The sequence below is a fragment of the Acinetobacter radioresistens DSM 6976 = NBRC 102413 = CIP 103788 genome (assembly GCF_006757745.1).
Classification (GTDB): domain Bacteria; phylum Pseudomonadota; class Gammaproteobacteria; order Pseudomonadales; family Moraxellaceae; genus Acinetobacter; species Acinetobacter radioresistens.
This window is the reverse complement of sequence record NZ_AP019740.1, coordinates 2626985-2650630: the sequence shown is the minus strand read 5'-3', so window position 1 is coordinate 2650630 and position 23646 is coordinate 2626985. Positions and strand designations below refer to the sequence as shown.

Sequence of the window (23646 nt, the reverse complement as noted above, 5' to 3'; positions counted from 1 at the left end):
ATTATTCACTTGGGGATAGAAAATGTCTGAAGAAATGACTTTGGAAGAACGTAAAGTAATTTACCGTGCACGCCGGGGACTAAAAGAAATTGATGTATATTTTGACCCTTATGTAAAACAATATTATTTACAAGCTGATGCGGAAGAAAAAGCCACCTTCGCCGAGCTCGTCGCACAGGAAGATCCTGATCTTCTAGACTGGTTTATGGAGGTTTCTGAACCTCCACGTCCGGAGATGAAACAGCTAATCATTAAACTTAAACATTATGTCCATGGTTAAGCAGTGTTTTAAGCTGAAACCTAGCCGCATGGCTATTATGGTTCAGCTTTCTTTACTACTCGGTTTGCTGATTTTGTTCTATTCACTACTACCGTTGGGGCTATGGCTACTCTGTTCTGTCATTGGTTTGATAAGTTATAGCTTATTTTTAAAAGCGCCGCGTCCTGTACGCTTTGAATATCTAGATGCTGAAGAATGGACTCTTCAGTTCTGTAAAGCTAAACACTTAGATCGTGTTGTGATTCGAAAGATAATTGATCATCAACTTTATATTGTAATTTATTTTCAGAAAAATCAGGTTAAACCCTTGGTTATCTGGAGTGATCAATTGTCTCTTGTATACTGGAAAAAATTAAAAATGTTAGCCAAGCTGTATTAGTAATATTAAAATATTGTTTTAATTTACTTTTTTTTATGTAAATTATTTATTAATCCGATTATTAGGTGAGTTGCTGTTCGTCAAATAAATTATAAAAATTTTAATTTGTCTGACAATTCTTCATGTCTAGTTGTCAAACATAGGTTAAATTGATTCACAAGCAGTTTTTAATATCTTTACTTTTTAAGATAACACTAGATTAAAACGCTGCATCAAATTTAAAAAATTACAAATGAATTTGAATGTAGGGTTTGCACTGAATATGTCCAGTTAATAAGTAGCATGTGCTGAACCGTCGCAATGCTACTTTTTTTTGCCTAAATTTTTTAAATTTCCTGATTCAGGTCATATTTAATCGTACTTTTTACTGGCACAGTTGCAGTGAAAATTAGAGTAATTACTCTTCTCTTCAGATTTTGCATCTGATATGTTGAGCTAACTCATGGATATAACAAAATTAAAAAGAGGACAGGAAGAATGTTAAACGTCCAAAAAATTGGCCAAGGCATGGCACTCGCAGTAATGGCAAGTTCTTTATTTACCGGATGTTCTTATGCAGTAAAGTCTGGGACAAATCTGGCCTTGGGCTTTAGTGAACGGCACATTGTGCCCCCAATACTGGCTATGAATGATTCGGATATGGTCTGTAATTCTGGTAATGCTTTAACACCGGCAATTATGGCGACTAAAGATATGGGGGGAGATCCTACCCGCATAGCTGTGTTGCTTTACACGGCTTCTGGCATGTGTGCGGAAAATCAGGCACTTGAAGCCGAGCTGCGTTATTTGCGTGCATCAAAAAGTGGTAACGTGACCGAAGCACAGGATGCCCGGATTGAGCAAAAACGCTGGGCTGCAACTGCTGCACAGCGCCAGTATACGGCCTATCAACTATTTGCAGAGCGCTGGGAAGCAAAACATAAAGCTACCCTCGGTGACTCATGTCCGACCATGCGTAGTGACCTAGACCAGACTGTGTATTTGCTGGGAATGATCAGCGGCTTGCAAGCCATGACTAATGATATTAATTCGGGGGGGGAAGCCAATGTACCTAAAGATATCGCTGCAATTGTAGAGCGCGGCATGACTTGTCTGGATAATAACAAGTTCTGGGGCGCTCCACAGGCGACCCGCGCCGTGATCTGGACTCTGTTGCCTGGTTCAGGTGATGGTAAACCCGACCCGTATCAAACCTTAAAACAATCGGTACAAATTGGAGAGCAAAAAGGCGTGCGCATGTCACATGCATTATATGCAGTCGCAGCACAGGCATCAGGTGATGATAATAAAATCCGTGATGCATTACGTACCTATCATGCCTCACTTGCTGAAGACAAACCGGTTAATCCGGATTACCGTTTAATCGATACAATGGCAGGAATGATGGTTCGCGGTATTTCTGATCGTTACTGGACTGAGAATACCGGAGTACGTACTGCTGAAGGCGGGATGAGCAGTTTCTGGGATGAGCAGCAATCTGGCAATGAACTAGAGGACCTGTTTGAAGGGGGAGATACAAATGGCGTGGAGGACTCTAGCGATATAGAAGTCGAAGCATCAGATACCCCAAACGAAACTAAACAGGGCAATTAACAGTTCAAAAAGGGCAGAACATGATGCTAGCATAATCTAGATTTACCTACATTTGAATATGGCGAGTATAAGGGCATATGACTATAAACGACTGGAATTTAATTAAGAAGTTAGTTTTTATAGCCAGCTGTGCCTCAATTTCAGCCTGTTTACAGGTATATGCGGATTATTTTATTTATTGGCGTGATCTTGTATTTAGAGAGCCGTGGCGTTTATGGTCTGCCCACTGGGTTCATGTAGGCTGGATACACTATTTACTGAACATGCTGGCATTCTCTTGTCTGCCTTTTATTTTTCCCCATATTCGTATTCGCAATTTCTTTTTCTTGCTGATTGTTTTAGCTCCACTCATCAGCCTGAGTTTTTATTATATTTTACCCTCAGTTGAAGCCTATGCAGGTCTATCCGGTGTCTTGCATGGTTTATATGTAGCAGGCGCAGTCATCTATAGCCAGTATAAAAGAGAGCGTAAATTTGCATTGTTAGTATTCAGTCTGATACTGGCCAAACTACTTTGGGAAAATACAGTAGGTCAGCAGGGAACAGCAGAGCTAATTGGCAGTCCCGTACTGGTTGAAGCTCATCTGCTAGGCGTATTCTGGGGCACTATATTGGCCTTAATTGCTCTGGTATACCGCAGGAGGAAAATTAAAATAGGCATGGCAATTTAGAAAAAGAGCAAGGATCGTATTTAACTACTTTTTACAGTTTCATCATAAATAGCGTAACCGTAGTGTGGATAAGGATATATCCACATTAAAGAAATAAAAAAAGAATTTTATGCCTAAGCATTGCTGAAGCATAAACACAGGATAAAAGTGGAAAGAACATGCAACCAACACAAAAACAAACTGGCTTGGGTCGCCTAAGCTATATCTGGACAGAGTGGATTTCCACTTTTGTTATTCTTGTTTTGTTACTGCTTACACTGGTGATTGGGACCGGTGAAATGATTCATGGTCAACTGCTACGGATGGGAGAACGTCTGTATGGCGATCCTGCAAGTGGAATGCAATATTCGTTTTTACGGGCTGAACCAGAAAAGCCAACCTGTGAACGTCATCCTGATATTGATGCACAGGTACAAAAACAGATGCAGGCCAATGCAGCAGATGAGTTCGCTGATATTTTCGGCACCGCTTCAGAGGCTGATGTTAGGGCTTCGATCTTGGCAGGGCAGCAACTCTGTGAAGAAAAATATCAGTTCCATGATCGGGCAGTTACCTATATTGATGACCACAGTACCCTCAGAACATATCGTGCCGTCGAAACTTCATTTTTCGGAGTTTTTCAATTTGGAACCGAAAACCGTGCTCTAATTCTAGTTATTATGGTGGTATTTGCTGCCATCAGCGCGACTTTAAAAACTCATCATATTGGTTTGCGGAGTCCTGCTACCCGAATTGACTATAAAGTATATTCGGTCTTCATGCTGGCGGCGAATCTGTTACTCACTTCATCTGCTTTAAGCCAATATCATTCAATGATGAATGCCGGAGTTGAAATTGGCCGGGAAATCCAAATTATTTATGGGCTGTGGATTACCCTGTTTGGTATATTAAGCCTGATCAGCTTATTTTATCTGTTTAAGCCTCCTAAACCGTCACGTGAAGGCGGCAGCTTTGGTCTGGCATTTCTAAGTGTGCCTTTATATGCCTATATGGCAGTAATTACTGGGGTGGCCTTTACTTTCTTCATGGACTATCCGATGGGTCAGGGAATTTATCTCGGACAATTGGTGGAGTTCTCCAGTATCTTTTTAAATTTGGCTTTATTTATCTGGGCAGGGATGCTGTTAAAACAGACCCAGATTGTAGATATGTTCCTGAATATTTTACGTCCATGGAACTTGGCTCCAGAAACTTTGACCTGGTTAATTTTGCTGGCTGCTGCTTTGCCTACAGCTTATACCGGTGCATCGGGAATTTTTGTTATTGCAGCCGGCGCGATTATATATAAAGAGGTTTGGCTTTCAGGTGGGCGCCGACAGTTCGCACTGGCTGCAAGCGCCATGTCTGGCTCACTTGGTGTAGTATTACGTCCATGTCTGTTGATTGTAGTGGTCGCTTCACTGAATAAGGAAGTAACGACTGACTTGCTTTACCACTATGGTTTATATGTATTTTTATTGACTTCGACTCTGTTTCTCGTTATTTCACTCTTCTTTGCCGAACAGAAATTTCGGATTGCTGCGCCAAGTGTCGCTTTTCCAAAGTCATTTCGTGCTATAGGCCCGGTACTGCCTTATGTACTGATCTTTGTATTGATCTGGCTGTTTTACAAATATATCCTGGCAACCGATCTTAATGAATTTACAGCACCAGTCATGATGCCCGTAATTCTGCTTATGATTGTTCTGTTTGATAAGTTAAGGCAAAGCCCGGAAGCTGTTACTACGGTAGGCTACAATCCTGCTGTAGACCGTTATGCAGTAACAATGGGAGATCCTGCTACGCTGGCTACAGTGAATACCGCTATACCTGCGACTGAATACCATCAGGTGGTTACAGCTAACGCAACACAAGGAATGTCTGCTGATCATAGTGTAGCAAGATCAGGTCCGGTAAAAGAGCCCCAAGTAGGTTTTAAGCGTGCTTTACATTTATCTACCAGTGAAACAGTGGGCCATATTGGTGCCTTAGTAATTCTCATGGCACTGTCAGTCAGTGTGGGTGGGTTTCTGGAACGCATTGAGATTATGAGTGCTTTCCCAACCGATATCAGCAATACCTTTTTAGTGCTGGCAATGATTGTTGCTGTCATGGTATTTGTTGGCATGATTATGGACCCATTTGGGGCAGTCATTCTAATCTCAGCTACAATTGCGCCCGTGGCTTATCAATATGGTATCCATCCTGTACATTTCTGGATGATTGCTTTAATTGGTTTTGAACTAGGCTATGTCACGCCACCTGTTGCCTTAAATCATCTCCTTGCCCGTCAATCTATTGGTGATGAAGAGGTAGCAGATGCGGATGCAGAAGTACGCCATAAATCATTTTACTATCGTTATGAGCGGTGGATATTACCAGTTATTGTCATGTTTCCTGCGATGCTAATTATTACTTTCGCGCCTTATATTTTTAAGCTGTTCGGCTGGTATCATTAAAATATTGAAACATTAATAGAAAAGCACTCTCGAGTGCTTTTTTTGTAGATATCTTTAGGTAACAGATTAGCTCGAAGGTTGTTGTGCCAGCTGGGCTTCAAGTAATTTAAGCTGCTCTTCTTTAAGCTGAATCAGTTTATCTGCACTGGCATGCTGTTCTTGAAGAAGTGCCTGCTGTTGCTGTAACTGGTCCTGGATATCATCCAGTTTGGCAATTTCTTCTTTGGCCAGTGCTGGAGCCGGATGAACAGGTTCATTTAGGAGCTGATCATCGACCAAGGGAGGACCTTGTTTGGCTTGCTGAGTTTCGGACTGGTCTGAAGATGCAGCATTCATAGGCTTTGATGTACTTTGCTTAATTTCTACCGGCTGTGAGACAGCAGGGGACTGGTCTTGTAGCAACCAGAAATACAGCGCGATCATGACGATGATTGCCGTAATAACGCCGGCAATAAACCATAATAAGTTTGAATTATTTTTTTGCACTGTAACAGGCATCTTTACAGCCTACTGTTTCTGACGAGGCTTGAACTGGATTACCCCTACATCATCAGGAAGAGGAACCTCCTGTGGCTGCTCTATATGAGTAGGACGCCGATCTGAATAACTACATTCAATGCATTCAATCCATTCATCATCTTCGGTGGTCAGCATAATAATTTTATCCAGCGCTTCGCATTTTGGACATCTTACTCCTGCGATAAAACGACGTTTAATATTCATTATCCTAACCACACACTGATTAAATAAAGGACTAGTTTAAGCGGTTTTAGGGTGATCCGTCCAACCTTGATGACGTAATAGCGCGTCAATTTTAGGTTCACGACCACGGAAATTGACAAAAGCATCTAGTGCCTTATCTTTACCGCCTGCGGCCAGTATGGCTGAACGGAAAGCCTTGCCGGTTTCAGTATTGAAAATACCTTCATTCTCAAAGCGGTCAAATGCATCACTTGCCAGTACTTCAGCCCACTTATAAGAATAGTAACCAGCAGCATAACCACCGGCAAAGATATGACTAAAGCTGTGCTGGAAGCGATTATAGGGTACAGCTGGCACCACGGCATATTGTTCACGAATATTATCCAGAACTTGTTGAATCTGCGGGCTATTTAATGCTGGCGTCATTTTATGAATAGTAAGGTCAAATAGTGCAAACTCGACCTGACGTAAAGTCTGCATGCCAGACTGGAAAAAACGTGCTGCCAGCAGTGCCTGTAGTAACTGCTCTGGTAAGGCATCTTTAGTTTCAATATGTTCACTTAACAGGTTCAGGCTCTGCTGATCCCAAGTCCAGAATTCCATAAACTGACTAGGTAGCTCGACTGCATCCCATTCCACGCCATGTGTACCTGCTACTGAAATATTGTCGACTTCGGTGAGCATGTGATGCAGACCATGACCAAATTCATGGAATAGCGTATTGACTTCATCATGAGTGAGCAGGGCAGGTTGTGTTCCGACCGGGGGAGTAAAGTTACAGACCATGTAACATACGGGCTTTTGCAGGTGTTCGGATTGCTGCATGCGTGAACGGAATCCGCTCATCCAGGCTCCGCCGCGTTTACCGCTACGCGCATACAAATCAAAATAGAAACCGCCCAGAACTTCGCCTTGGTCTTCAAGCTCAAAATAATGTACATCGGGATGCCATGTGGCTGCTTCCCGCTCTACAATCTGGATACCATATAAACGTTCTACGATCTGGAATAAACCACGAATGACTTTAGGAGCAGGAAAGTAAGGCTTTAAATCTTCCTGAGACAGATTGAACTGTTGTTGTTTAAGTTTTTCTGAGTAGTAAGCTGTATCCCAAGGTTTAAGCTCATTCACTCCATCTGAGCCGGCTATTGCTTTAAGTTCAGCAATTTCTTTCAGAGCGGGCTTACGGGCATGTTCAGCCAGTTCAACCAGAAATTTATTCACACTGTCTACATCGGGCGCCATCTTGCTAGCCAAGGAGTACTCAGCATAGTTGTTAAAACCTAGCAGTTTTGCCATTTCCTGACGCAGACTCAGAATTTCTTCCATAATCTGGCTATTATCATATTCAGGATGGTCAGACTGCTCTGAAGCGCGTGTAGTATAGGCCTTATACAGTTCTTCACGTAACTCGCGGTCATCGGCATAAGTCATAATTGCCAGATATGCAGGCAGGTCCAGTGTTGCTACAGGCTGTTCCAGTTCACGCTGCTGTCCATACTGTTTTAGCAGCTCGATACTGCTTTGTGGTAAGCCCCTGAGCTGCTCCTGTTCAAGCGGTTTAAAATAGGCCTGCGTAGCATCTAGCACGTGATTGGAAAAATCTGAAGAGAGTTGTGATAAACGTGCAGAAATCTCTGCATAGCGTTTCTTTTCTTCACCTTCTAGAGCAACACCTGAAAGTTTAAAGTCACGTAAGGCCAGTCGAATGGCGCTTTGCTGAGCTTCTGGCAGTAGGGAAAAGTCAGGGCTATCATGTAGAGCCTGATAAGTCTGATACAAGACACTATGCTGACCAAGCTCAGTATAATATTCACTTAAGGCAGGAAGTAAGGCCTGAAAAATCTCGCGTGTTTCGCTATTATTCATCACGGCATTTAAATGCGAGAGTATGCCCCAAGATTCGCTCATATTATTCTCAAGCGTATCTACCTGTTCCAGTATGTGAAGCTGTTGCTGGTGATTTTCTGGGACTTGCTGTAATTGCTTTAAAAAAGTCTGGCCATATTCAATCTGCTGTTCAATCTGCCGCTTTAAATGCTCAAGTTTGATCTGGTCAAATTGTGGCAAAGGTAAAGTTGCTTTTTCCAAAGTCATCGTTATACGCCTGATTTTCAAAATACTTGCTACTAGATGTAAGTCTTGTATAAAGGGAAATCAAGACTTGGCAGGAAAATAAGCGTGGGAATCTTGTGGCTGAGCATTAAACTTGCCTTTAAAAAAACATGATTGCAATAAAATTTTTAATAAGGCTAAAAATGAAAAGGCAAGAGATTAGCTCTTGCCATTCACCAAAATAAAGAAGATTTAATCCTGCCGTGATTTGGCATTGGACCTGCGCTTCTTATCCTTTGATTTTTTCTTGGGAGCTTCTTTGCTTACAGAAGCCTTTTCAGCAGATTTTTTTCCTGACTTCTTGGTATAAGAGCTAGGCTTACTGCTTTTATTGCGTTTTTTACGGACAGGTTGCTCACCAGAGTCATCCTTGTTGCGTACGCCGTGATTTTCTTCCCGCACCTGTGCAACGCGAGGGGCACGGCTACGCACTGCTCGTCCAGCATGAGTAAGTTGCCGAACCAGCTCAAAGTCAATTTTCCGTTCTTCAAGCTGAACACCTGCAACCTTAATTCTGACTTCATCTCCCAAGCCAAAAACCTGGCCACGAGACTGGCCAATCAGACTCTGACTCGGCTGGTCATAGACAAAAAAGTCATCTCCAAGCTGGCTGACATGCAGCATGCCATCAACGTACAGATCTTTCAGGGTAACGAACAGCCCGAATTCAGTTACAGCACTGATTATACCGTCGAATTCTTCACCTAGATGCTGCTGCATATAATGGCATTTTAGCCACATTGTTACACTACGGGAGGCTTCATCAGCACGGCGTTCTGTCTGAGAATAATGCTCACCTGCCTCAGCCAGCTGGTTGCCTGACAGGGCAAATTGTTTATGTTTCAAATGTGCTTTAATTGCGCGGTGTAACAGTAAGTCCGGATAGCGGCGGATTGGCGAGGTAAAATGAGTATAAGCTTCATAAGCCAGACCGTAATGACCGATATTTTCTGGTCCATAATAAGCCTGCATCATAGAACGTAATAACACGGCATGAATACTTGGTGCATCAATCCGGTCTTTTGTTGCTTCAATGACGGCCTGATAATCAGCCTGAGTTGGCTGCTCCGGGAAATTTAGTCCCAGAAGTTTCACATAATCTCGTACTTTCTGGGTACGTGAAAATTCTGGTGCATCATGAACCCGATATAACATTGGAATTTCATTTTTCAATGAATATTCAGCAGCTGCAACGTTAGCCAGCAGCATACATTCTTCAATCAGTTTATGTGCTTCATTACGGCTACATGGCAAAATTTCCTTAATACCGCCCAGCTCGTCAAATGTCATATATGTTTCGACAGTTTCAAATTCCATCGCATGACGTTTTGCACGTAATTCTTTCAGGACCTGATAAAGTTGGAACAGGGTATTAAGTGATTTGCGAACAGTACGATCTTCAGGGACAGCCTGGCTGTCACCGTCCAGATAGGCAGCAACCTGGGTATAGGTCAGACGTGCTTTAGAGTGCATGACTGCCGGATAAAATTCATACTGGGTAACACGGCCGGCACGTGAAACATTTAAATCACAGACCATGCACAAGCGGTCCAGATGCGGATTCAGTGAACAGAGACCATTAGAGAGCGCTTCTGGCAACATCGGCAGGACAAAATGCGGAAAATACACAGAAGTCCCGCGTTCTTCAGCTTCTTCATTCAGTGCTGTGCACAAACGTACATAGTGACTGACATCAGCGATTGCGACCACCACTCGATAGCCACCGCCCGGACGTTTTTCTGCATATACGGCATCATCAAAATCGCGTGCATCTTCACCGTCAATTGTGACCAGAGCCAGATCACGTAAATCTACCCGGCCCTGACGGTCCTGTTCATCCGGCTCTTTAAAACTGGCTGCTTCCTTTAAAACCTCTTCAGGAAACTCATAAGGCAGCCCATATTCCAAGATGGTTTGTGGAATGATAATTTCAGTATCGGCTTTATCTGCCATTGATTGCACAATATGACCGGTAGAAAACTCTTCCCGAGTCGGATAATCATCAATGGCAACACGCACCATATCACCCAAGTTAATTTTGGCGTGATCGATCAGTTCTTTTTCCAGGGTAATCGGTTGATGCTGGTTTGGCATGGAAGGCTGAATAAAATATTCACCCTCATACATTTTCAGCTGCCCAATAATCTGCTTGACCCGGCGCTGGATTACTTCAGTAATAAAGCCCCAAGCTTTACCCTTGCGGTCAGTACTGGTCTGACGTACCCGTACCCGGTCACCATTAAAGACCAGACGAAGTTCACGTTCTGGTAAATACAAGTTATCCTGGCCATCAATCTGTGCGATGCCCATACCTTTTGTATTGATATACACTGTAGCTTCATAAGTAGGCAAGTCAGCAACCAGCTGAAACTTGAATCCATCCTTGACCAGTTGTCCATCACGTACCATTGCAATCAGGCGGTGATTAAGCGCGTCAATACTTTTTTGGTCCTGGATTTCAAAATGCTCAACCAGGTCGGCATGGGATTGCGGCGCCTGTAACTGTTCAATCGTTTTTTGAATCAAAATACGACTAGGAATAGGATTGTCATAACGTTCAGCTTCTGCTTTAGCTTCAGGATCGACCCAATTTTTCATAATTTCATTTGGCTTGACATCAGAAGATACCTTTAGCATAAGTCATGCCGGCCCGGACTGCACGTAAATGATTGCAATAATGTGTTTTATCTTGAGAATAATCGGAAACTAAGTATCTCAAAAATTATAGAGTGAGCATTTAAAGATCAGAAAAGTCTGTAAAACCCGATAAATTGCTTAAAAAATATTTAATTGAACAAAAAAGGCAGAAATTTTTTCAGTCATGGCTTGATGATTGGGAATTAAGTTTGTATTATGGCGGCTCGTTACGGTGAGATGGGTGAGTGGCTGAAACCACGTCCCTGCTAAGGACGCATACGGGCAACTGTATCGAGGGTTCGAATCCCTCTCTCACCGCCAACGATTACCTCAATGCGCTCATAGCTCAGCTGGATAGAGCACTTGGCTACGAACTAAGGGGTCGGGAGTTCGAATCTCTCTGAGCGCACCAATTTATTGGTTTAATTCCTATAAATATTTGAAGTAATTGATTGTAACGACTTGCCATTAATGGCACACAAGTACGCGCTCATAGCTCAGCTGGATAGAGCACTTGGCTACGAACTAAGGGGTCGGGAGTTCGAATCTCTCTGAGCGCACCAACTTGAACATTAAACCGCTTTATAGCGGTTTTTTTGTGCCTGAAAATAATAGATTACTACTTTAATAAATTGGCCTTTAGCTACTTTGGAAATATGAAAACTGCTTATAAAAATTTTTGATCAAGAGTTATCTGATTTTCTCCAAAACGCTTACTAACTAGGCATTCAGATAAAAGTTGTTAAAAAAGACTTATAAAATTCTGAAAAACACGTATAATGCGCAGCATCAAGTACGCGCTCATAGCTCAGCTGGATAGAGCACTTGGCTACGAACTAAGGGGTCGGGAGTTCGAATCTCTCTGAGCGCACCAACTTGATAAACAATAGAAGAAACCGCACATTTGTTGCGGTTTTTTGTATCCAAAATAACGATAAAATATTTAATAATTATCTTACTCGCTGTTTAATTTTTAAAGCTAATATTGTATTTCCACCTATGGCAGGTAATATATCATGATAGGGCAAACTGCGCATGGCCCGCAGCAGGAAAGGCGCCTGGTCATGAATTTTTACCGCACTGGTAAGCTTTAATACAGTACCCTGACCATATGCATCAAGCTGCATACCGCCTTGTATATACTTTAAGTCTCCACCCACCGCATGAAAAACATTTTGTAGTGAATTCGGGTAGTCAAAGCGCAGTTTAAAATCGAAAGGAATACTGATTACACCTAAACCGACAGAAACCTGATAATCAGCATCAAGTTGTTGTGGATTAAGCTGCTTGGTCTGTACATTTTTAATCTGACGTGGAAAGAGCGATTTAAAGCTAGGTGGCTGTAGCCAAGGTTTAAGTTGCTCCGGGCTCTGTGCAAAATACTGATAGCTGGTACTAAAACGCATAGCTTCTGTACCCTGCTGATAGGGCACTTGATAGCCCGAAAGAATAAAAGATACAGGTTCTTGAGACTGCTGGCTTAACTGGACAATTTTCTGACGCTGAGCAGTACTGAGCTGGAACTCTGGTAATATGCCTGCTTTCAGGTTTTGGGTTGTTGATATTTTATAGCGACGTTGCAAGGCTTCTAGTAAAAAGGCATTGGTAGCACCTGGAATACCAAGTTTGGCTTCTGGAATGGCATTCAGGATCTTACTGAATAAAAAACCTTTAGGCTGGTTAAGATCACCCCATTGGGTAATCGTAATTAAAGTTCTCTGGTTGCCTATATCAAACCATTCAATTTTTCCTGCACCGTAAGGAACAGGAGCATCAATTACTAAGGTGGCAATACTATTATTGCTGTATTGATGCTGCATTAATACCTGTTCTTTGAAATTGAGTACCGGAATAGGCGTGGGAATATGAATCTGATATTTGACCTGAGTAATATTGCCTTGTTGAGCTTGGATCTTCGCAGATTTAAGCGTAGGAAATAAACCGGCATAATTACGATAGTGAGTCAGCAGTTTGGCAATATTCTGGCTAGAGGTTGGAACAATTACTGCACCACTATAATATTTTCCTTGTATTTTCTGCTGGGCTTGAAATGTAGGCAGTTGAATATTTTGTTTAGGGTGAGCATAAATAAAAATACGGTCGCCTGTGAAGCCTGCAAGCGTCTGGATGTTACCTTGAAATGGTGAAAGACTGCTGGGTATCTGTTCGGTCCAGGTTATAATTTGGGCTGATACTACAGTACTAGCAGATAGCCAAAACCATACAATGAGATAAAAATATCTGTTGCTATAGAACATGCCAATCCTGTTTATCTATTTTTTATGGGACAAAGTGAAATAATATTAAGGAAAAAGGGCAGTTATCTACTATAACTTCGGACACTAAAAAGATGAGGAAATAACGTATTCTGGTGTAAGATTTAAAACAATTTGAAAGTTTTGTTGATGTGCTTATGTCTGAAGTTCAGCCTGCTGTATCTGTGCGCTATAGCCTAAATCTGGAAGAATCCCAAGATGGCTTCTCTTTGGCAACATTTGGCAAAAAACAGCTGACCCGTTTTATTACACCTCTTGTCAGCATCGCTATTGTGACATGGGGTATTTATTTAGGACCTACCGGCGTTGGCCGTTATTATGTGGCACTTGGCGTATTCTTTCTGATATTACAACTCATCATGCGTTACTGGTTTTTACCGATGATGTTCAAACGTCAGTTTATCAAGTATCAGTTTGGTAAAAGTGAGCAGGGAATCGAGCTGTTTCAGGACTATATTGAACTCTATGCAAATGGTCGCAAGCAGACTTTCCAGTATGCAGAAGTACAGCACTTTGCTATAGGCAAGCTTACTTATATGCTTGAGTTCAAGAACCGGACTGTCATTATTGTACCAAAACGGGCTTTTCTGAATGCCCAGCAACAGGCTGTATTTGAAAATACATTCAAGAAATAAATTTTATTGAACTGAAATAGAAAAGGAAGGGAAAAGCATGGCTACGCGTCCATCAAAAATTGTCTGTGTAGGCCGCAGTTATGCGGATCATGCCAAAGAGTTGGGGAACGCCGTACCTGACCATCCGGTACTATTTATCAAGCCGCCAAGCAGCTTGGTTGGACTTGAACAGGGAATCAGCTGGAATCCGGCATGGGGCGACTGTCACCATGAATGTGAACTCAGTTTACGTATAGACCAGCCATTACATAATGAAACTGATCCGCAAGAAGCTTTGAAAGCTGTTGGAGCAGTAACTCTAGGTTTGGACCTCACCTTACGAGAGTTACAAACCGAACTTAAACGCAAGGGCCAGCCTTGGGAGCGGGCCAAAGCTTTTGATGGTTCCTGTATCTTGGCAGACTGGGTAAGTCTGGAAGAAATAAAAGACTGGAAAAATATTCATTATAGCTTACAGGTAAATGAGGCATTACGTCAGGAAGGTGACACTTCATTACTGATTTTTGATATTGGTTATCTGCTTGCAGATATCAGTCAGGTATTTACACTTGAACCGGGTGATGTCGTCATGACCGGTACACCGGCTGGTGTGGCTGCATTAAAATCTGGAGACCGTCTGATCATGACGTTAAAAGGTGTTTCCCAAGATTTTACATGGAATACATTTGTTCAATAAGCAGATGGTTTTAAGTGTTAAAAAAGGCCATTTCATATGGCCTTTTTTAAGCAGATAGGTAATTTTAAATTTTATTTTCTCTCAAAAATCGTTGAAAGAGGAACAGAAAGTTTGGCAGAAAGATAGTCATCACTTTCAATGAGTACGGGGCCAAGCTTTTGCATCCATTCATCATCTGGATGAATATTGCCTACATCATTACGTCGTGGCAGTGGATACGGAAGTGCTTTATAGAAACTCCAGAAGTCAACCTGACTTAGATTACGTACCAGTACATAATCATTATTTTCTGTACGCTTGACCAGATTCTGCTCTTCCAGCATAGCTACATAAGCGGGCCAGCGACCTATTTCCCCCCGGCCCAAGATATTCATAGCTTCTTTTTCAGTAACCGTTTCCCCCAGTTTCTGTTTTCGATAAAACAGATCCAGAACATCCAGCAGCATCAATACCGGATGACGTGTCTGGCCATAGCGAGAATGAAACGCAGTAATCGCAAAACTGACCTCAACCCCTAAAAGTACAATATTCCAAGACAGGTAAATCCATAACAGGAAAATAGGAATTGCGGCAAAGGCACCATAGACAATTTCATAACTGGTAAAATTGGACATAATGGTGCCAAACAAGTTCTTGAGCATTTCAAAAACAATTGCACTGAATACGCCGGCCAAGGCAGCAGCAATCACAGGTACATTGCGGTTGGGTATAGTCCAGTAAATAATAAAGAAACCAGCAATCGTCAATGCAATGGAAAGCAATGACAGGAGAAACGCGCCATCCATTTCATAGCCTGCAAAGTTATTGCTTAAAATACTTAAAGAAGCCAACGCAGATGAGATGACAAAAGCACTGCCAAGCACAATGGGCCCTAAAGAGATAATTGTCCAATAACGCATAAACCCGACAATGCCTCCCCGCGTTTCTTTAACACGCCAGATCCGGTTAAATGCGGTTTCAATGGTACTTAACATCATGATGGTTGTGACAAAGAGGAACAGCACCCCGATGACAGTCAGATTACTAGACTTCTCGGTAAAAGCATTGAGCATCTTGTCAAATGCAATCGTGCTTTTAGGCAGAAAATTGCTATAAATAAGCTGCTGCAACTGCTGACGCGCTGGTTCCAAGGCCTGAATAGAGGAAATAATGACCAGAAATACGGTCAGCATGGGCACAATCGCAAAGAGCGTGGTATAGGTTAAAGAACCTGCCAGCTCTCGACAACGGTCTGCTTCAAAACGGCGAATGACAAACAGGATAAATTTGAACCAAGTTTTGTCATAGAACGGAAGCTTCTTTAAAAAATTCAACATAAAAATAAAATCTCGATTTTTTTCATGATCTTTATGTAATTCGTTGTTCCAGCTTAGCAAAAACTTAAAGAAATACCGTATAGTTTTCTTTTTAGCTAAACTCTAAAAGTGTATGCAAGCTTATATTCTTGTTTTTTATTACAGTAAATATGGTTCTACCCGAGATATGGCGCATTTAATTGCAAATGGTATCGAAGCCACCGGTATGAATGTAAAGATCCGTACGGTCCCACAATTGGCGACAGTAGTCACAGAAGCTGCACCGAGTATTCCTGCAGAAGGCGATATCTATTGTACGCTAGATGAGCTGGCTAACTGTAGCGGTCTGGCTCTTGGTTCACCTACCCGCTTTGGTAATATGGCCAGTGAGATGAAATATTTCTGGGACCAAACAACCAGTTTATGGCTGAGCGGAGCATTGCATAACAAACCTGCCTGTGTATTTAGCTCGAGTGGTTCTATGCATGGTGGGCAGGAAAGCACTTTGCTGAGCATGCTGCCTCCACTTTTCCATCATGGTATGATGATTATAGGGCTTAGTAATGACCATCCGGCGCTCTCAAATACTAAATCTGGGGGTACACCTTATGGTGCCACACATGTGAGTGGACCACGCCATGACCAAGGGTTGACTCAGGAAGAAAAAGATTTGTGCTTCGCCCAAGGTAAAAGGCTTGGAGAGATTGCTCTTAAACTGCAGCCATAAAAAAGAGCGCTAATGCGCTCTTTTATTGTCAAAGAAGCTTATTCCTGAACAAAAACTACTTTGCCATCTGCTAGTGACTGTACACGGGCTAGTGACTCGACACGATATCCTTTTTCAAGTAAGACATCGCGGCCAGGCTGAAAAGACTTTTCAATTACAATCCCGACCCCGACAACTTCAGCACTGGCTTGATGAATCAGGTCAATCAGACCTAAAGCCGCCTGGCCATTCGCCAGAAAGTCATCAATGACCAGTGCGCGGTCACTTGAGTTCAGATGTTTGTTTGAAATCGCAATTGTACTTTCAGTCTGCTTGGTAAATGAAAAAACTTTAGAACGGTATAAGTCATCTTTTAAAGTTAATGACTGATATTTACGGGCAAAAATTACAGGAACACCCAGTTCTAAACCTGCCATGACTGCAGGAGCAATACCAGATGCTTCAATCGTGATAATTTTGGTGATGCCTGCATCTTTAAAGCGGGCAGCAAACTCTTTACCAATTTGCTGCATCAATACAGGATCAATTTGGTGATTTAAGAACGCGTCCACTTTTAAGACTTGATCAGATAGAACGATACCTTCACTTAAGATTTTCTGTTCTAGTGCATGCACGGGAGAATTCCTCTAGGGGCGGATGCTTTTTCAAGCAAAAGCGTATTTTAAAAAGCATCCGCAAAAATGCAAGCTGAAATTGATCAAATTACTTAATTTGTTGGTCCTTTATAACCTGTTAATAACAGGCCATAGGACGTTTTACCATCTTGATGGGTAACTTTAACCGGTAAGTAATCTAATTTTGGGGCCAGCCAGAAAACTGTATTTCGCTCGGCCTTGTCATGTTGCATCCGTACTTTAATGGTGCTGAATGTACCATAAGAGGTTTTCACCTGTTCAGTACCTTGCCTAACAAACTTACGGTTTTCCACTTCTTTGGCATCAGCAATTGGATAGGTTGACTTTAAACCTGAGCCTTTTAAATCTTCCCGAATCTGTAATTCGGCATTTAGCTCATCGAGTACCCCAGATTGCCAGGCAAAAGAACGGGACTTATCATCTTTTTGCGTTTTGATAAGTTTGGTGCCCGGATTAAACTGGATGCTCATTTTGTCATTATGTACTAAAATTTTGCTGGTCCGGTTAAAGCTGTCAGAGATAATCTTGTTATTGTTAAAGCTAAAACGGCTGGTTTCGGTGGCTGATGCAATAGCGCCCGCCTTTGCGGCAAAGGTGTACACCCACTGGTTACCGTTCTTACTTAAAGTCCGGGTCGCTGTACCCATATTCTTATCATTATAAGAAAATTGATAGCTGGCTTGAAAGGGACTCATGGCGAGAGCATGACTTGAAAAACCGGAAAATAACAGCGCCGTGGTCATACCAGTCGCTAAGGTCAGGGTTTTAAACAGGGTAGTTGCCATAAGTGTGGGGATCCTTTTACAGAAACAGGTTGCATCAAAGAAACATAACTTATTTTTCATCTAGTATTATGCTCTTCAATAATGAAGAAGTAATAGAAATAGGCTACTTAACTGTATCAGTATGTAGGTTTTTCACAGTTCAGCTTAAATATAAGATATTTTAAAGTCTATTTTTGTTGAAGTGGCGTCACATGGGTAGCTTCAATATCATCTTCTATTTTCTGCATTTGGGCATCGCGCATAGACTTATGCAGAATAGCCCGCATATTAACATTCCCAACCAGAACCAGTTCTGCTTCACGTAACAGCCCCTGATTTACATTGATTTTATCCAGTGTTTCCAGAACCGAACGGCTTTTGCCCAACCACTGATTCAAATCCAGATATAACAGGTCATCTTTAACTTGCACAATATTAAAACGCTCCAAGATAGAACCTAAAGGGTCTTTTCTTAAAATTTTCTGGTAAAAGAAGAGAGCGGCATTAAATCCGATTTTTATAAATACATTTTTAAATTTGGCCTCAATCACCTGCGTGTCACTGATCTGCTCAAAAATCAGAAGCTGGGTGTTTTTATTGAGTTCCATCTGTAGCAGTTTTAAGTCAACAGACAGGGTGGTATATAAACCCTTTACTTCCAAAGTGGCGTACAGTCTGAGCCAGTCATCATGCACATCAGCATGCAAATCCTGCAAAAGTTTAACATTATTGGTGACATAACGTTCAAAAGTGGCATTCAAAAAAACTTGAGACAAGGCAAACTCACGCTCTTCTTCAATAAATCCCTCTGCTTTTTGATATACTTGACGTATACGTTTAGAAATATTGGAAATTAGCGTTCTAGGCATAAAAATGATTCCAGATGGAGAGTTCTTTTTCGTTCAGTTGCAATCTTGACGGGACGTAAGAAAATTTCAAGCTTGAATCCTGCAGTTAGCTGAATTTAATCGCGTCATTTTTAATGTTGAGTATGAAGATTGGTGACTGGGGTGACAAGTCCATAAGTTTAATAATAACTTTGTATTGTTGTTATTTTCTACTTCTTTCTAAACCGACTTCAAACCAAAAGAGTCTGGCTGGTAAAAAGTCATATGTTGAAAAAAATAATTTTACCTGGTGGGATAGGTCTGGCTTGGTGGCAGGATCCGATTTTTATGGGTGCTCTGTTGCTGGCTGTCATTTTACATTCGGCGATTTTAACTCTGCATTTTGCAATGCCAGATCCAGAGGCTGCTGCCAGTAAGGAAATCGCTGTCAGCATTCGTCCGAGTTCTGAGCAGGTCAAAGATGCCGACTATCTGGCACAGGCAGACCAGCAGGGTTCAGGCCGCTTTCGAGAGGCTCACCGTATCTCAAGCCAGCTACCGGCCAGTTCACAACAACAGAGTGCGGGTGAGCAGCAGCAGGAGACTTTACAGCAGATGCACCAACAGCCTCAAATACAGTTTGAAGACAAAGTCCTGATGACAATCATGAGCTGGCGCAAAGAAGCGGAGCAAAACCAGCGTAAAAAGGCTTTAGAAGAATTACAGAGCCAGTTTCAGGCTAAGGCAGCAACGGCTGCCAGTCTGGAAGCCCAGTATTTACAGCGTCAGCAGGATTTCAGCCGTCAGCAGCGTATCAAAACGGTGGATGGAATACAGGCCAAGCAGGATGCAGCAGCTGCCTATCTGGACAAGTTCCGTGAAAAAGTTGAACTCTATGGTAACCGCTATTATCCGCAGCAGGCTAAGGCTGAGCGCCTAACAGGAGAAGTGCAGCTTATGGTCATCCTGAATGCTCAAGGCGGGATACGTGCAATCCGGTTATTGGAAAGTTCAGGACATACCATTCTAGATGAGGCAGCTAAGGCTTCTGTACGTAAAGGTGCGCCATTTGGGCGATTTGATGCAGGTATGAAAGATATTTCTGAACTACGCATTGTACGGACGTGGCGATTCGACCCGGCCGAGGCTGAATTCGAAGTAAAATAAATTAAAGGTTTCGTATTAAGGATTAGAGTTCAGTTTCGGCCGGTAATAAGTTCCCTGCTCACGGCCATCTGCCCAGACAGCTTTGAGTTTTTCATCAGCAAGATAAAGAGAACTTGGAAAAATCTGAAGCTGTTTTAAGAATTTGGCTTCAGGTTTGAGACCGATACACTCTCCGGTTTTCCACCAGATACCTTCTGCATATTGGTCCAGGCTACCGACTGCCAGCATCCATTTAAAATGACCATTTTCTTCCAGTAGCAATTCAGAGCCAACTTCCATGACGCCGCTGAGATAATAATGTCCACTCCATGTTTTATCTTTAGACTGAAACTCAGACTGCGGACAGCTGCTCTGCACAGTAACAGGTTGTTCTGCAAAAACTACAGGCATAAACATTGTACTGGTCAACAGGGCAGTAATTTGCATGAGTAGTTTCATAGTTATTATTCCTGCCAAGTTTGTAATTATTAAAATAGCTTACTTTAATTTATTCTTCCTGATAAGGATTATTCAGGCCAAGCTTGGCCAGAATTTCAATTTCCAGTGCTTCCATTTCATCGGCATCTTCATCACTGATTTCGTGGTCATAACCTAACAAATGTAATGTGCCATGGACCAGCATATGTGTGAAATGCTCTACGGGTACTTTCTGCTGCTCGGCAGCTTCTTGTAATACGACCGGAATACAAATCACCAGATCACCCAAAGGCCGGGCTGCCAGCATGGGTAAAATTTCTTCCGGAATTTCACTCGGGAAAGATAAGACATTGGTAGGTTTGTCTTTCCGGCGGTATTCCAGATTCAGCTGTTGACTTTGATCAAGGTCAACACAGGCAATTCCAATTTCGCAGTCCTGTTTAACGTCAAGATGACGAAGAGTGGTTTCAATCACTTTTTTAAGATAAGCACGTTTGAGCACCAGTTCAGGCGCTACAAACGTTTGTTGCAAAGAGAGACTAAGTTTCAAAATAAACCTTAAATGTTGTCTGGTGTTTCTGATTGATGCTGTGCATCTGCAGCAGTATCATTTTCATTTACAAGTGCTTCTTGACGTGCCTTGCGCTCAGCACGTGCTTCAGCACTCAGCCGGGACTGTTCACTGTCCCAGCCTTCATATGCTTCTACAATTTTTTGTACCAACTGGTGGCGTACTACATCACGTGAATGAAAGCGGGTAATATGAATTTCCTTAATCGGTTCCAGTACCCGCAAAGCATGGGCTAGTCCTGATTGCTGTCCACGTGGTAAATCTACCTGAGTAATGTCTCCGGTAATTACTGCACGCGAACCAAAACCCAGACGGGTCAGGAACATTTTCATCTGTTCTGGCGTGGTGTTCTGTGCTTCATCCAGAATGACAAAAGAATGGTTCAGGGTTCGACCACGCATATAAGCAAGTGGGGCAACCTCAATGACCTGCCGTTCGATGAGTTTGGCAACCTTCTCGAAACCGAGCATTTCATACAGTGCATCATAAAGAGGGCGAAGGTAAGGATCAATTTTCTGGCTTAAATCACCCGGCAGGAAGCCCAGCTTCTCACCTGCTTCTACCGCCGGACGGACCAAAAGAATTCTCTGGATTTCATTACGTTCCAGCATATCGACTGCAGCAGCAACCGCCAGATAGGTCTTACCTGTACCAGCAGGACCGATACCAAAAGAGATATCACTTTGCAAAATGCGCTGCACATAACGTTTCTGGTTGGCACCGCGTGGATTGATCCGGCCTTTTCGGGTCTGTAACCAGACACTGTCGAGGCCGGTATGTTCCTGCTCGGTATCATCCATCAGCTCGCGCTCGGTCTGACTGCCTTGAATCATCATATGCAGTACATCGGCACTGATCTGCTGCGAAACCTCGGCTTCTTCATGCAGTCGCTGTAACAGGCTTTCTGCCCGTTCAACTGCATCGATTTCACCATCTACAAAGAAGCTATCACCACGATGGGTAACTTTGACATCCAGACGCTGTTCAATCTGTTTCATATGTCCGTTATAAGCACCTAACATGCTCTTAAGGCGTTCCATAGAAATGCCAGGGAAACTTACTGTACGTCGAATCGCTGCAGTCAAGAGAAATCCTTTAAGTAATTTTTGTCGTTCCCCTTACATTACGCCACGTCAGGCTCAAGATTCAAGAGTTCTCCGTAAACTAAATTTAAAGTTTTAATTTCGGTAATTTCAATCTCGGCAAAACGTCCCACCCAAGCCGGGTCTCCGATAAAGGTAACCAGACGGGTATTATCGGCTGTACCGACTAGCAAGTTCGGATCCCTTTCTGAAATATTTTCAATCAGAACACGTTGAATCGTTCCTTGCATGGCATTTGTTTTTGCAATACTGGATTGCTTGATCCATTGCTGAACACGTGCTAAACGCTCTTTTTTCACTTCTTCCGGTGTGTCATCGGCCAGCTCTGAGGCTGGTGTACCAGGACGTTTGGAATAAATAAAGCTATAAGAGTGGTCAAAGTCCATTTCCTGAATAAACTGATAAGTTTCTTCAAAATTCTGATCAGTCTCGCCTGGAAACCCAATAATAAAATCACTTGATAAATGCATATCGGGACGGACTTTACGAAGCTTGGCTATTTTTTCAATATAAACATCAATAGTATGGTTACGCTTCATTGCCTGAAGTACGTCATTTGAACCACTTTGTACCGGCAAATGTAGGTGTGAGACCATTTGTGGCAAGTCGCGGTAACACTGAATCAGATCATCATTAAATTCTAGCGGGTGTGAAGTGGTATAACGAACCCGGCCAATACCCGGAATTTCGGCCACCAGACGCAGCAGGTCAGCAAAGGTACAGATAGTGCCTTCGAAAGTCTCTCCACGATAGCCATTTACGTTCTGGCCAAGCAGATTGATTTCGCGAACGCCTTTTTCTGCCAGACCAGCAATCTCGGCCAGTACATCATCCAGCGGACGTGAAACTTCTTCACCACGGGTATAAGGAACTACACAAAACGAACAGTATTTTGAACAGCCTTCCATGATTGAAACAAAAGCTTTATAGCCTTCTACGCGTGGTTCGGGCAAAAAGTCAAATTTTTCAATATCCGGAAAGGAAATATCAACCAGCTTGATCTTCTCTTTCTTTGGCTTCTCAAGCTGGTCTATATGCTGGTCCAGCATTTGCGGTAAACGGTGCAGGGTTTGCGGGCCAAATACCATATCGACATAAGGCGCACGCTTTTGAATATTATCGCCTTCTTGGGAGGCCACACAGCCACCCACACCAATCACCAAGTCAGGATTCTGGTCTTTCAGCTTACGCCAGCGGCCCAGCTCACTAAACACTTTTTCCTGTGCTTTTTCACGGATTGAACATGTGTTCATCAGCAGGATATCGGCATCAGCCGGATTGCTGGTCAGGATATAGCCATGTGAGTCGCCTAAAAGGTCTGCCATACGGTGACTGTCATACTCATTCATCTGACACCCTTGCGTTTCAATATACAGTTTTTTAACTGGCATATTATCGGCAGGGGTGTGCTGTGGCTGGGTAACAGTGTTTTCTGAGGCAGCTTTGGCACCATTTGGAATGAAGGTTTGAACCGTCATGTAGGCTCCTAAAGGATAATGATCAGATAACCGGCCTGAATATACATAAATCAACCGGTAAAGGGATTTTTAAGGTCGCACATTTTAACAGTATTTTTAACTAAAGCCCTAAAAATAAATTCAGTTCAGTTTACGTTGATTTTACAGACAAAATTACTTTTGAATTAATGAGAGGTGAATCATGAGTTTACATAACACAACAGTAGTCATCATAAAGAATAATTAAACTATCGGTCCGGAACTGGGTTTTGCAGCTGGAA

Annotated in this window: 22 protein-coding genes and 4 tRNA genes; 13 read left to right on the top strand and 13 right to left on the bottom strand. The window is 42.5% G+C overall.

Annotated features, from left to right (window positions below):
- The first annotated feature begins 22 nt into the window (after window positions 1–22).
- The 5 genes from ACRAD_RS12450 to ACRAD_RS12430 all read left to right on the top strand — a co-directional run bounded on the left by ACRAD_RS12450 (window position 23) and on the right by ACRAD_RS12430 (window position 5361).
- Window positions 23–280: an FAD assembly factor SdhE gene (locus ACRAD_RS12450; protein ID WP_005018377.1), complete on the top strand. Its 258-nt coding sequence runs from the start codon at window positions 23–25 to the stop codon at window positions 278–280.
- Entirely contained in the window at window positions 273–659 is a 387-nt protein-coding gene (locus ACRAD_RS12445) for a hypothetical protein (RefSeq protein ID WP_005024450.1), read from the top strand. The genes ACRAD_RS12450 and ACRAD_RS12445 overlap by 8 nt, the downstream gene beginning before the upstream one ends.
- A gap of 477 nt (window positions 660–1136) precedes the next feature.
- Window positions 1137–2252 (top strand): hypothetical protein, encoded by a 1116-nt coding sequence (locus ACRAD_RS12440; RefSeq protein WP_005024452.1) that lies wholly within the window; start codon window positions 1137–1139, stop codon window positions 2250–2252.
- Between the two features lie 77 nt (window positions 2253–2329).
- Window positions 2330–2923, top strand: a complete 594-nt coding sequence (rrtA, locus tag ACRAD_RS12435; RefSeq protein WP_005024454.1) for a rhombosortase — start codon at window positions 2330–2332, stop codon at window positions 2921–2923.
- Between the two features lie 158 nt (window positions 2924–3081).
- The gene (locus ACRAD_RS12430; protein WP_005024457.1) at window positions 3082–5361 is read left to right on the top strand and encodes a TRAP transporter large permease subunit; all 2280 of its coding nucleotides are present in this window, start codon (window positions 3082–3084) and stop codon (window positions 5359–5361) included.
- Window positions 5362–5427: 66 nt separating this feature from the next.
- On the opposite strand, the gene ACRAD_RS12425 is transcribed toward ACRAD_RS12430, so the two are convergent.
- From ACRAD_RS12425 to rnr, 4 genes are all read right to left on the bottom strand, one after another.
- The gene (locus tag ACRAD_RS12425) at window positions 5428–5859 is read right to left on the bottom strand and encodes a hypothetical protein (RefSeq protein WP_005024459.1); all 432 of its coding nucleotides are present in this window, start codon (window positions 5857–5859) and stop codon (window positions 5428–5430) included.
- A gap of 9 nt (window positions 5860–5868) precedes the next feature.
- The gene (locus ACRAD_RS12420; protein ID WP_005024461.1) at window positions 5869–6084 is read right to left on the bottom strand and encodes a YheV family putative zinc ribbon protein; all 216 of its coding nucleotides are present in this window, start codon (window positions 6082–6084) and stop codon (window positions 5869–5871) included.
- A 36-nt stretch (window positions 6085–6120) separates the two neighbouring features.
- Window positions 6121–8160, bottom strand: a complete 2040-nt coding sequence (locus ACRAD_RS12415) for a M3 family metallopeptidase (RefSeq protein ID WP_005024463.1) — start codon at window positions 8158–8160, stop codon at window positions 6121–6123.
- Window positions 8161–8370: 210 nt separating this feature from the next.
- Window positions 8371–10779, bottom strand: a complete 2409-nt coding sequence (gene rnr / locus ACRAD_RS12410) for a ribonuclease R (RefSeq protein ID WP_026055445.1) — start codon at window positions 10777–10779, stop codon at window positions 8371–8373.
- Between the two features lie 267 nt (window positions 10780–11046).
- On the opposite strand from rnr, the gene ACRAD_RS12405 reads away from it, so the two are divergent.
- From ACRAD_RS12405 to ACRAD_RS12390, 4 genes are all read left to right on the top strand, one after another.
- A tRNA-Ser gene (locus ACRAD_RS12405) sits at window positions 11047–11136 on the top strand.
- Between the two features lie 14 nt (window positions 11137–11150).
- Window positions 11151–11227 (top strand) — tRNA-Arg (locus ACRAD_RS12400).
- 74 nt (window positions 11228–11301) lie between these two features.
- Window positions 11302–11378, top strand: a tRNA-Arg gene (locus ACRAD_RS12395).
- A 234-nt stretch (window positions 11379–11612) separates the two neighbouring features.
- A tRNA-Arg gene (locus ACRAD_RS12390) sits at window positions 11613–11689 on the top strand.
- A 76-nt stretch (window positions 11690–11765) separates the two neighbouring features.
- Here the strand turns inward: ACRAD_RS12390 and ACRAD_RS12385 are convergent.
- The gene (locus tag ACRAD_RS12385; protein ID WP_005024467.1) at window positions 11766–13073 is read right to left on the bottom strand and encodes a hypothetical protein; all 1308 of its coding nucleotides are present in this window, start codon (window positions 13071–13073) and stop codon (window positions 11766–11768) included.
- A 155-nt stretch (window positions 13074–13228) separates the two neighbouring features.
- Between ACRAD_RS12385 and ACRAD_RS12380 the strand changes: the two genes are divergently transcribed.
- Entirely contained in the window at window positions 13229–13726 is a 498-nt protein-coding gene (locus ACRAD_RS12380) for a YcxB family protein (RefSeq protein ID WP_005024469.1), read from the top strand.
- A gap of 37 nt (window positions 13727–13763) precedes the next feature.
- Window positions 13764–14402: a fumarylacetoacetate hydrolase family protein gene (locus ACRAD_RS12375; protein WP_005024471.1), complete on the top strand. Its 639-nt coding sequence runs from the start codon at window positions 13764–13766 to the stop codon at window positions 14400–14402.
- Between the two features lie 71 nt (window positions 14403–14473).
- On the opposite strand, the gene ACRAD_RS12370 is transcribed toward ACRAD_RS12375, so the two are convergent.
- Window positions 14474–15718, bottom strand: coding sequence for a YhjD/YihY/BrkB family envelope integrity protein (locus ACRAD_RS12370; protein ID WP_005024473.1), 1245 nt, complete (start codon window positions 15716–15718; stop codon window positions 14474–14476).
- 112 nt (window positions 15719–15830) lie between these two features.
- On the opposite strand from ACRAD_RS12370, the gene wrbA reads away from it, so the two are divergent.
- The gene (gene wrbA, locus ACRAD_RS12365; protein WP_005024475.1) at window positions 15831–16424 is read left to right on the top strand and encodes an NAD(P)H:quinone oxidoreductase; all 594 of its coding nucleotides are present in this window, start codon (window positions 15831–15833) and stop codon (window positions 16422–16424) included.
- Between the two features lie 38 nt (window positions 16425–16462).
- Here wrbA and ACRAD_RS12360 read toward each other — a convergent pair whose 3' ends face one another.
- The 3 genes from ACRAD_RS12360 to ACRAD_RS12350 form a co-directional block, all read right to left on the bottom strand.
- Entirely contained in the window at window positions 16463–17038 is a 576-nt protein-coding gene (locus ACRAD_RS12360; protein ID WP_005024477.1) for a xanthine phosphoribosyltransferase, read from the bottom strand.
- Between the two features lie 92 nt (window positions 17039–17130).
- A complete protein-coding gene (locus tag ACRAD_RS12355) occupies window positions 17131–17844 on the bottom strand; it encodes a DUF3108 domain-containing protein (RefSeq protein ID WP_005024479.1) in 714 nt (237 codons plus the stop codon).
- A gap of 167 nt (window positions 17845–18011) precedes the next feature.
- Window positions 18012–18692 carry a hypothetical protein gene (locus ACRAD_RS12350; RefSeq protein ID WP_005024481.1) on the bottom strand — a complete coding sequence of 227 codons (681 nt, stop codon included), beginning with the start codon at window positions 18690–18692 and terminating at the stop codon, window positions 18012–18014.
- 243 nt (window positions 18693–18935) lie between these two features.
- Here ACRAD_RS12350 and ACRAD_RS12345 point away from each other — a divergent pair, with 243 nt between their 5' ends.
- Window positions 18936–19817 (top strand): energy transducer TonB, encoded by an 882-nt coding sequence (locus ACRAD_RS12345; protein WP_010699894.1) that lies wholly within the window; start codon window positions 18936–18938, stop codon window positions 19815–19817.
- A gap of 15 nt (window positions 19818–19832) precedes the next feature.
- Here the strand turns inward: ACRAD_RS12345 and ACRAD_RS12340 are convergent, their stop codons facing one another.
- From ACRAD_RS12340 to miaB, 4 genes are all read right to left on the bottom strand, one after another.
- A complete protein-coding gene (locus ACRAD_RS12340; RefSeq protein WP_392388350.1) occupies window positions 19833–20207 on the bottom strand; it encodes a hypothetical protein in 375 nt (124 codons plus the stop codon).
- Window positions 20208–20304: 97 nt separating this feature from the next.
- Window positions 20305–20784: an rRNA maturation RNase YbeY gene (gene ybeY, locus ACRAD_RS12335; RefSeq protein WP_005018409.1), complete on the bottom strand. Its 480-nt coding sequence runs from the start codon at window positions 20782–20784 to the stop codon at window positions 20305–20307.
- Between the two features lie 8 nt (window positions 20785–20792).
- Window positions 20793–21890: a PhoH family protein gene (locus tag ACRAD_RS12330; protein ID WP_005018410.1), complete on the bottom strand. Its 1098-nt coding sequence runs from the start codon at window positions 21888–21890 to the stop codon at window positions 20793–20795.
- 38 nt (window positions 21891–21928) lie between these two features.
- Window positions 21929–23386: a tRNA (N6-isopentenyl adenosine(37)-C2)-methylthiotransferase MiaB gene (gene miaB / locus ACRAD_RS12325; protein ID WP_005018411.1), complete on the bottom strand. Its 1458-nt coding sequence runs from the start codon at window positions 23384–23386 to the stop codon at window positions 21929–21931.
- Window positions 23387–23646 lie beyond the last annotated feature (260 nt).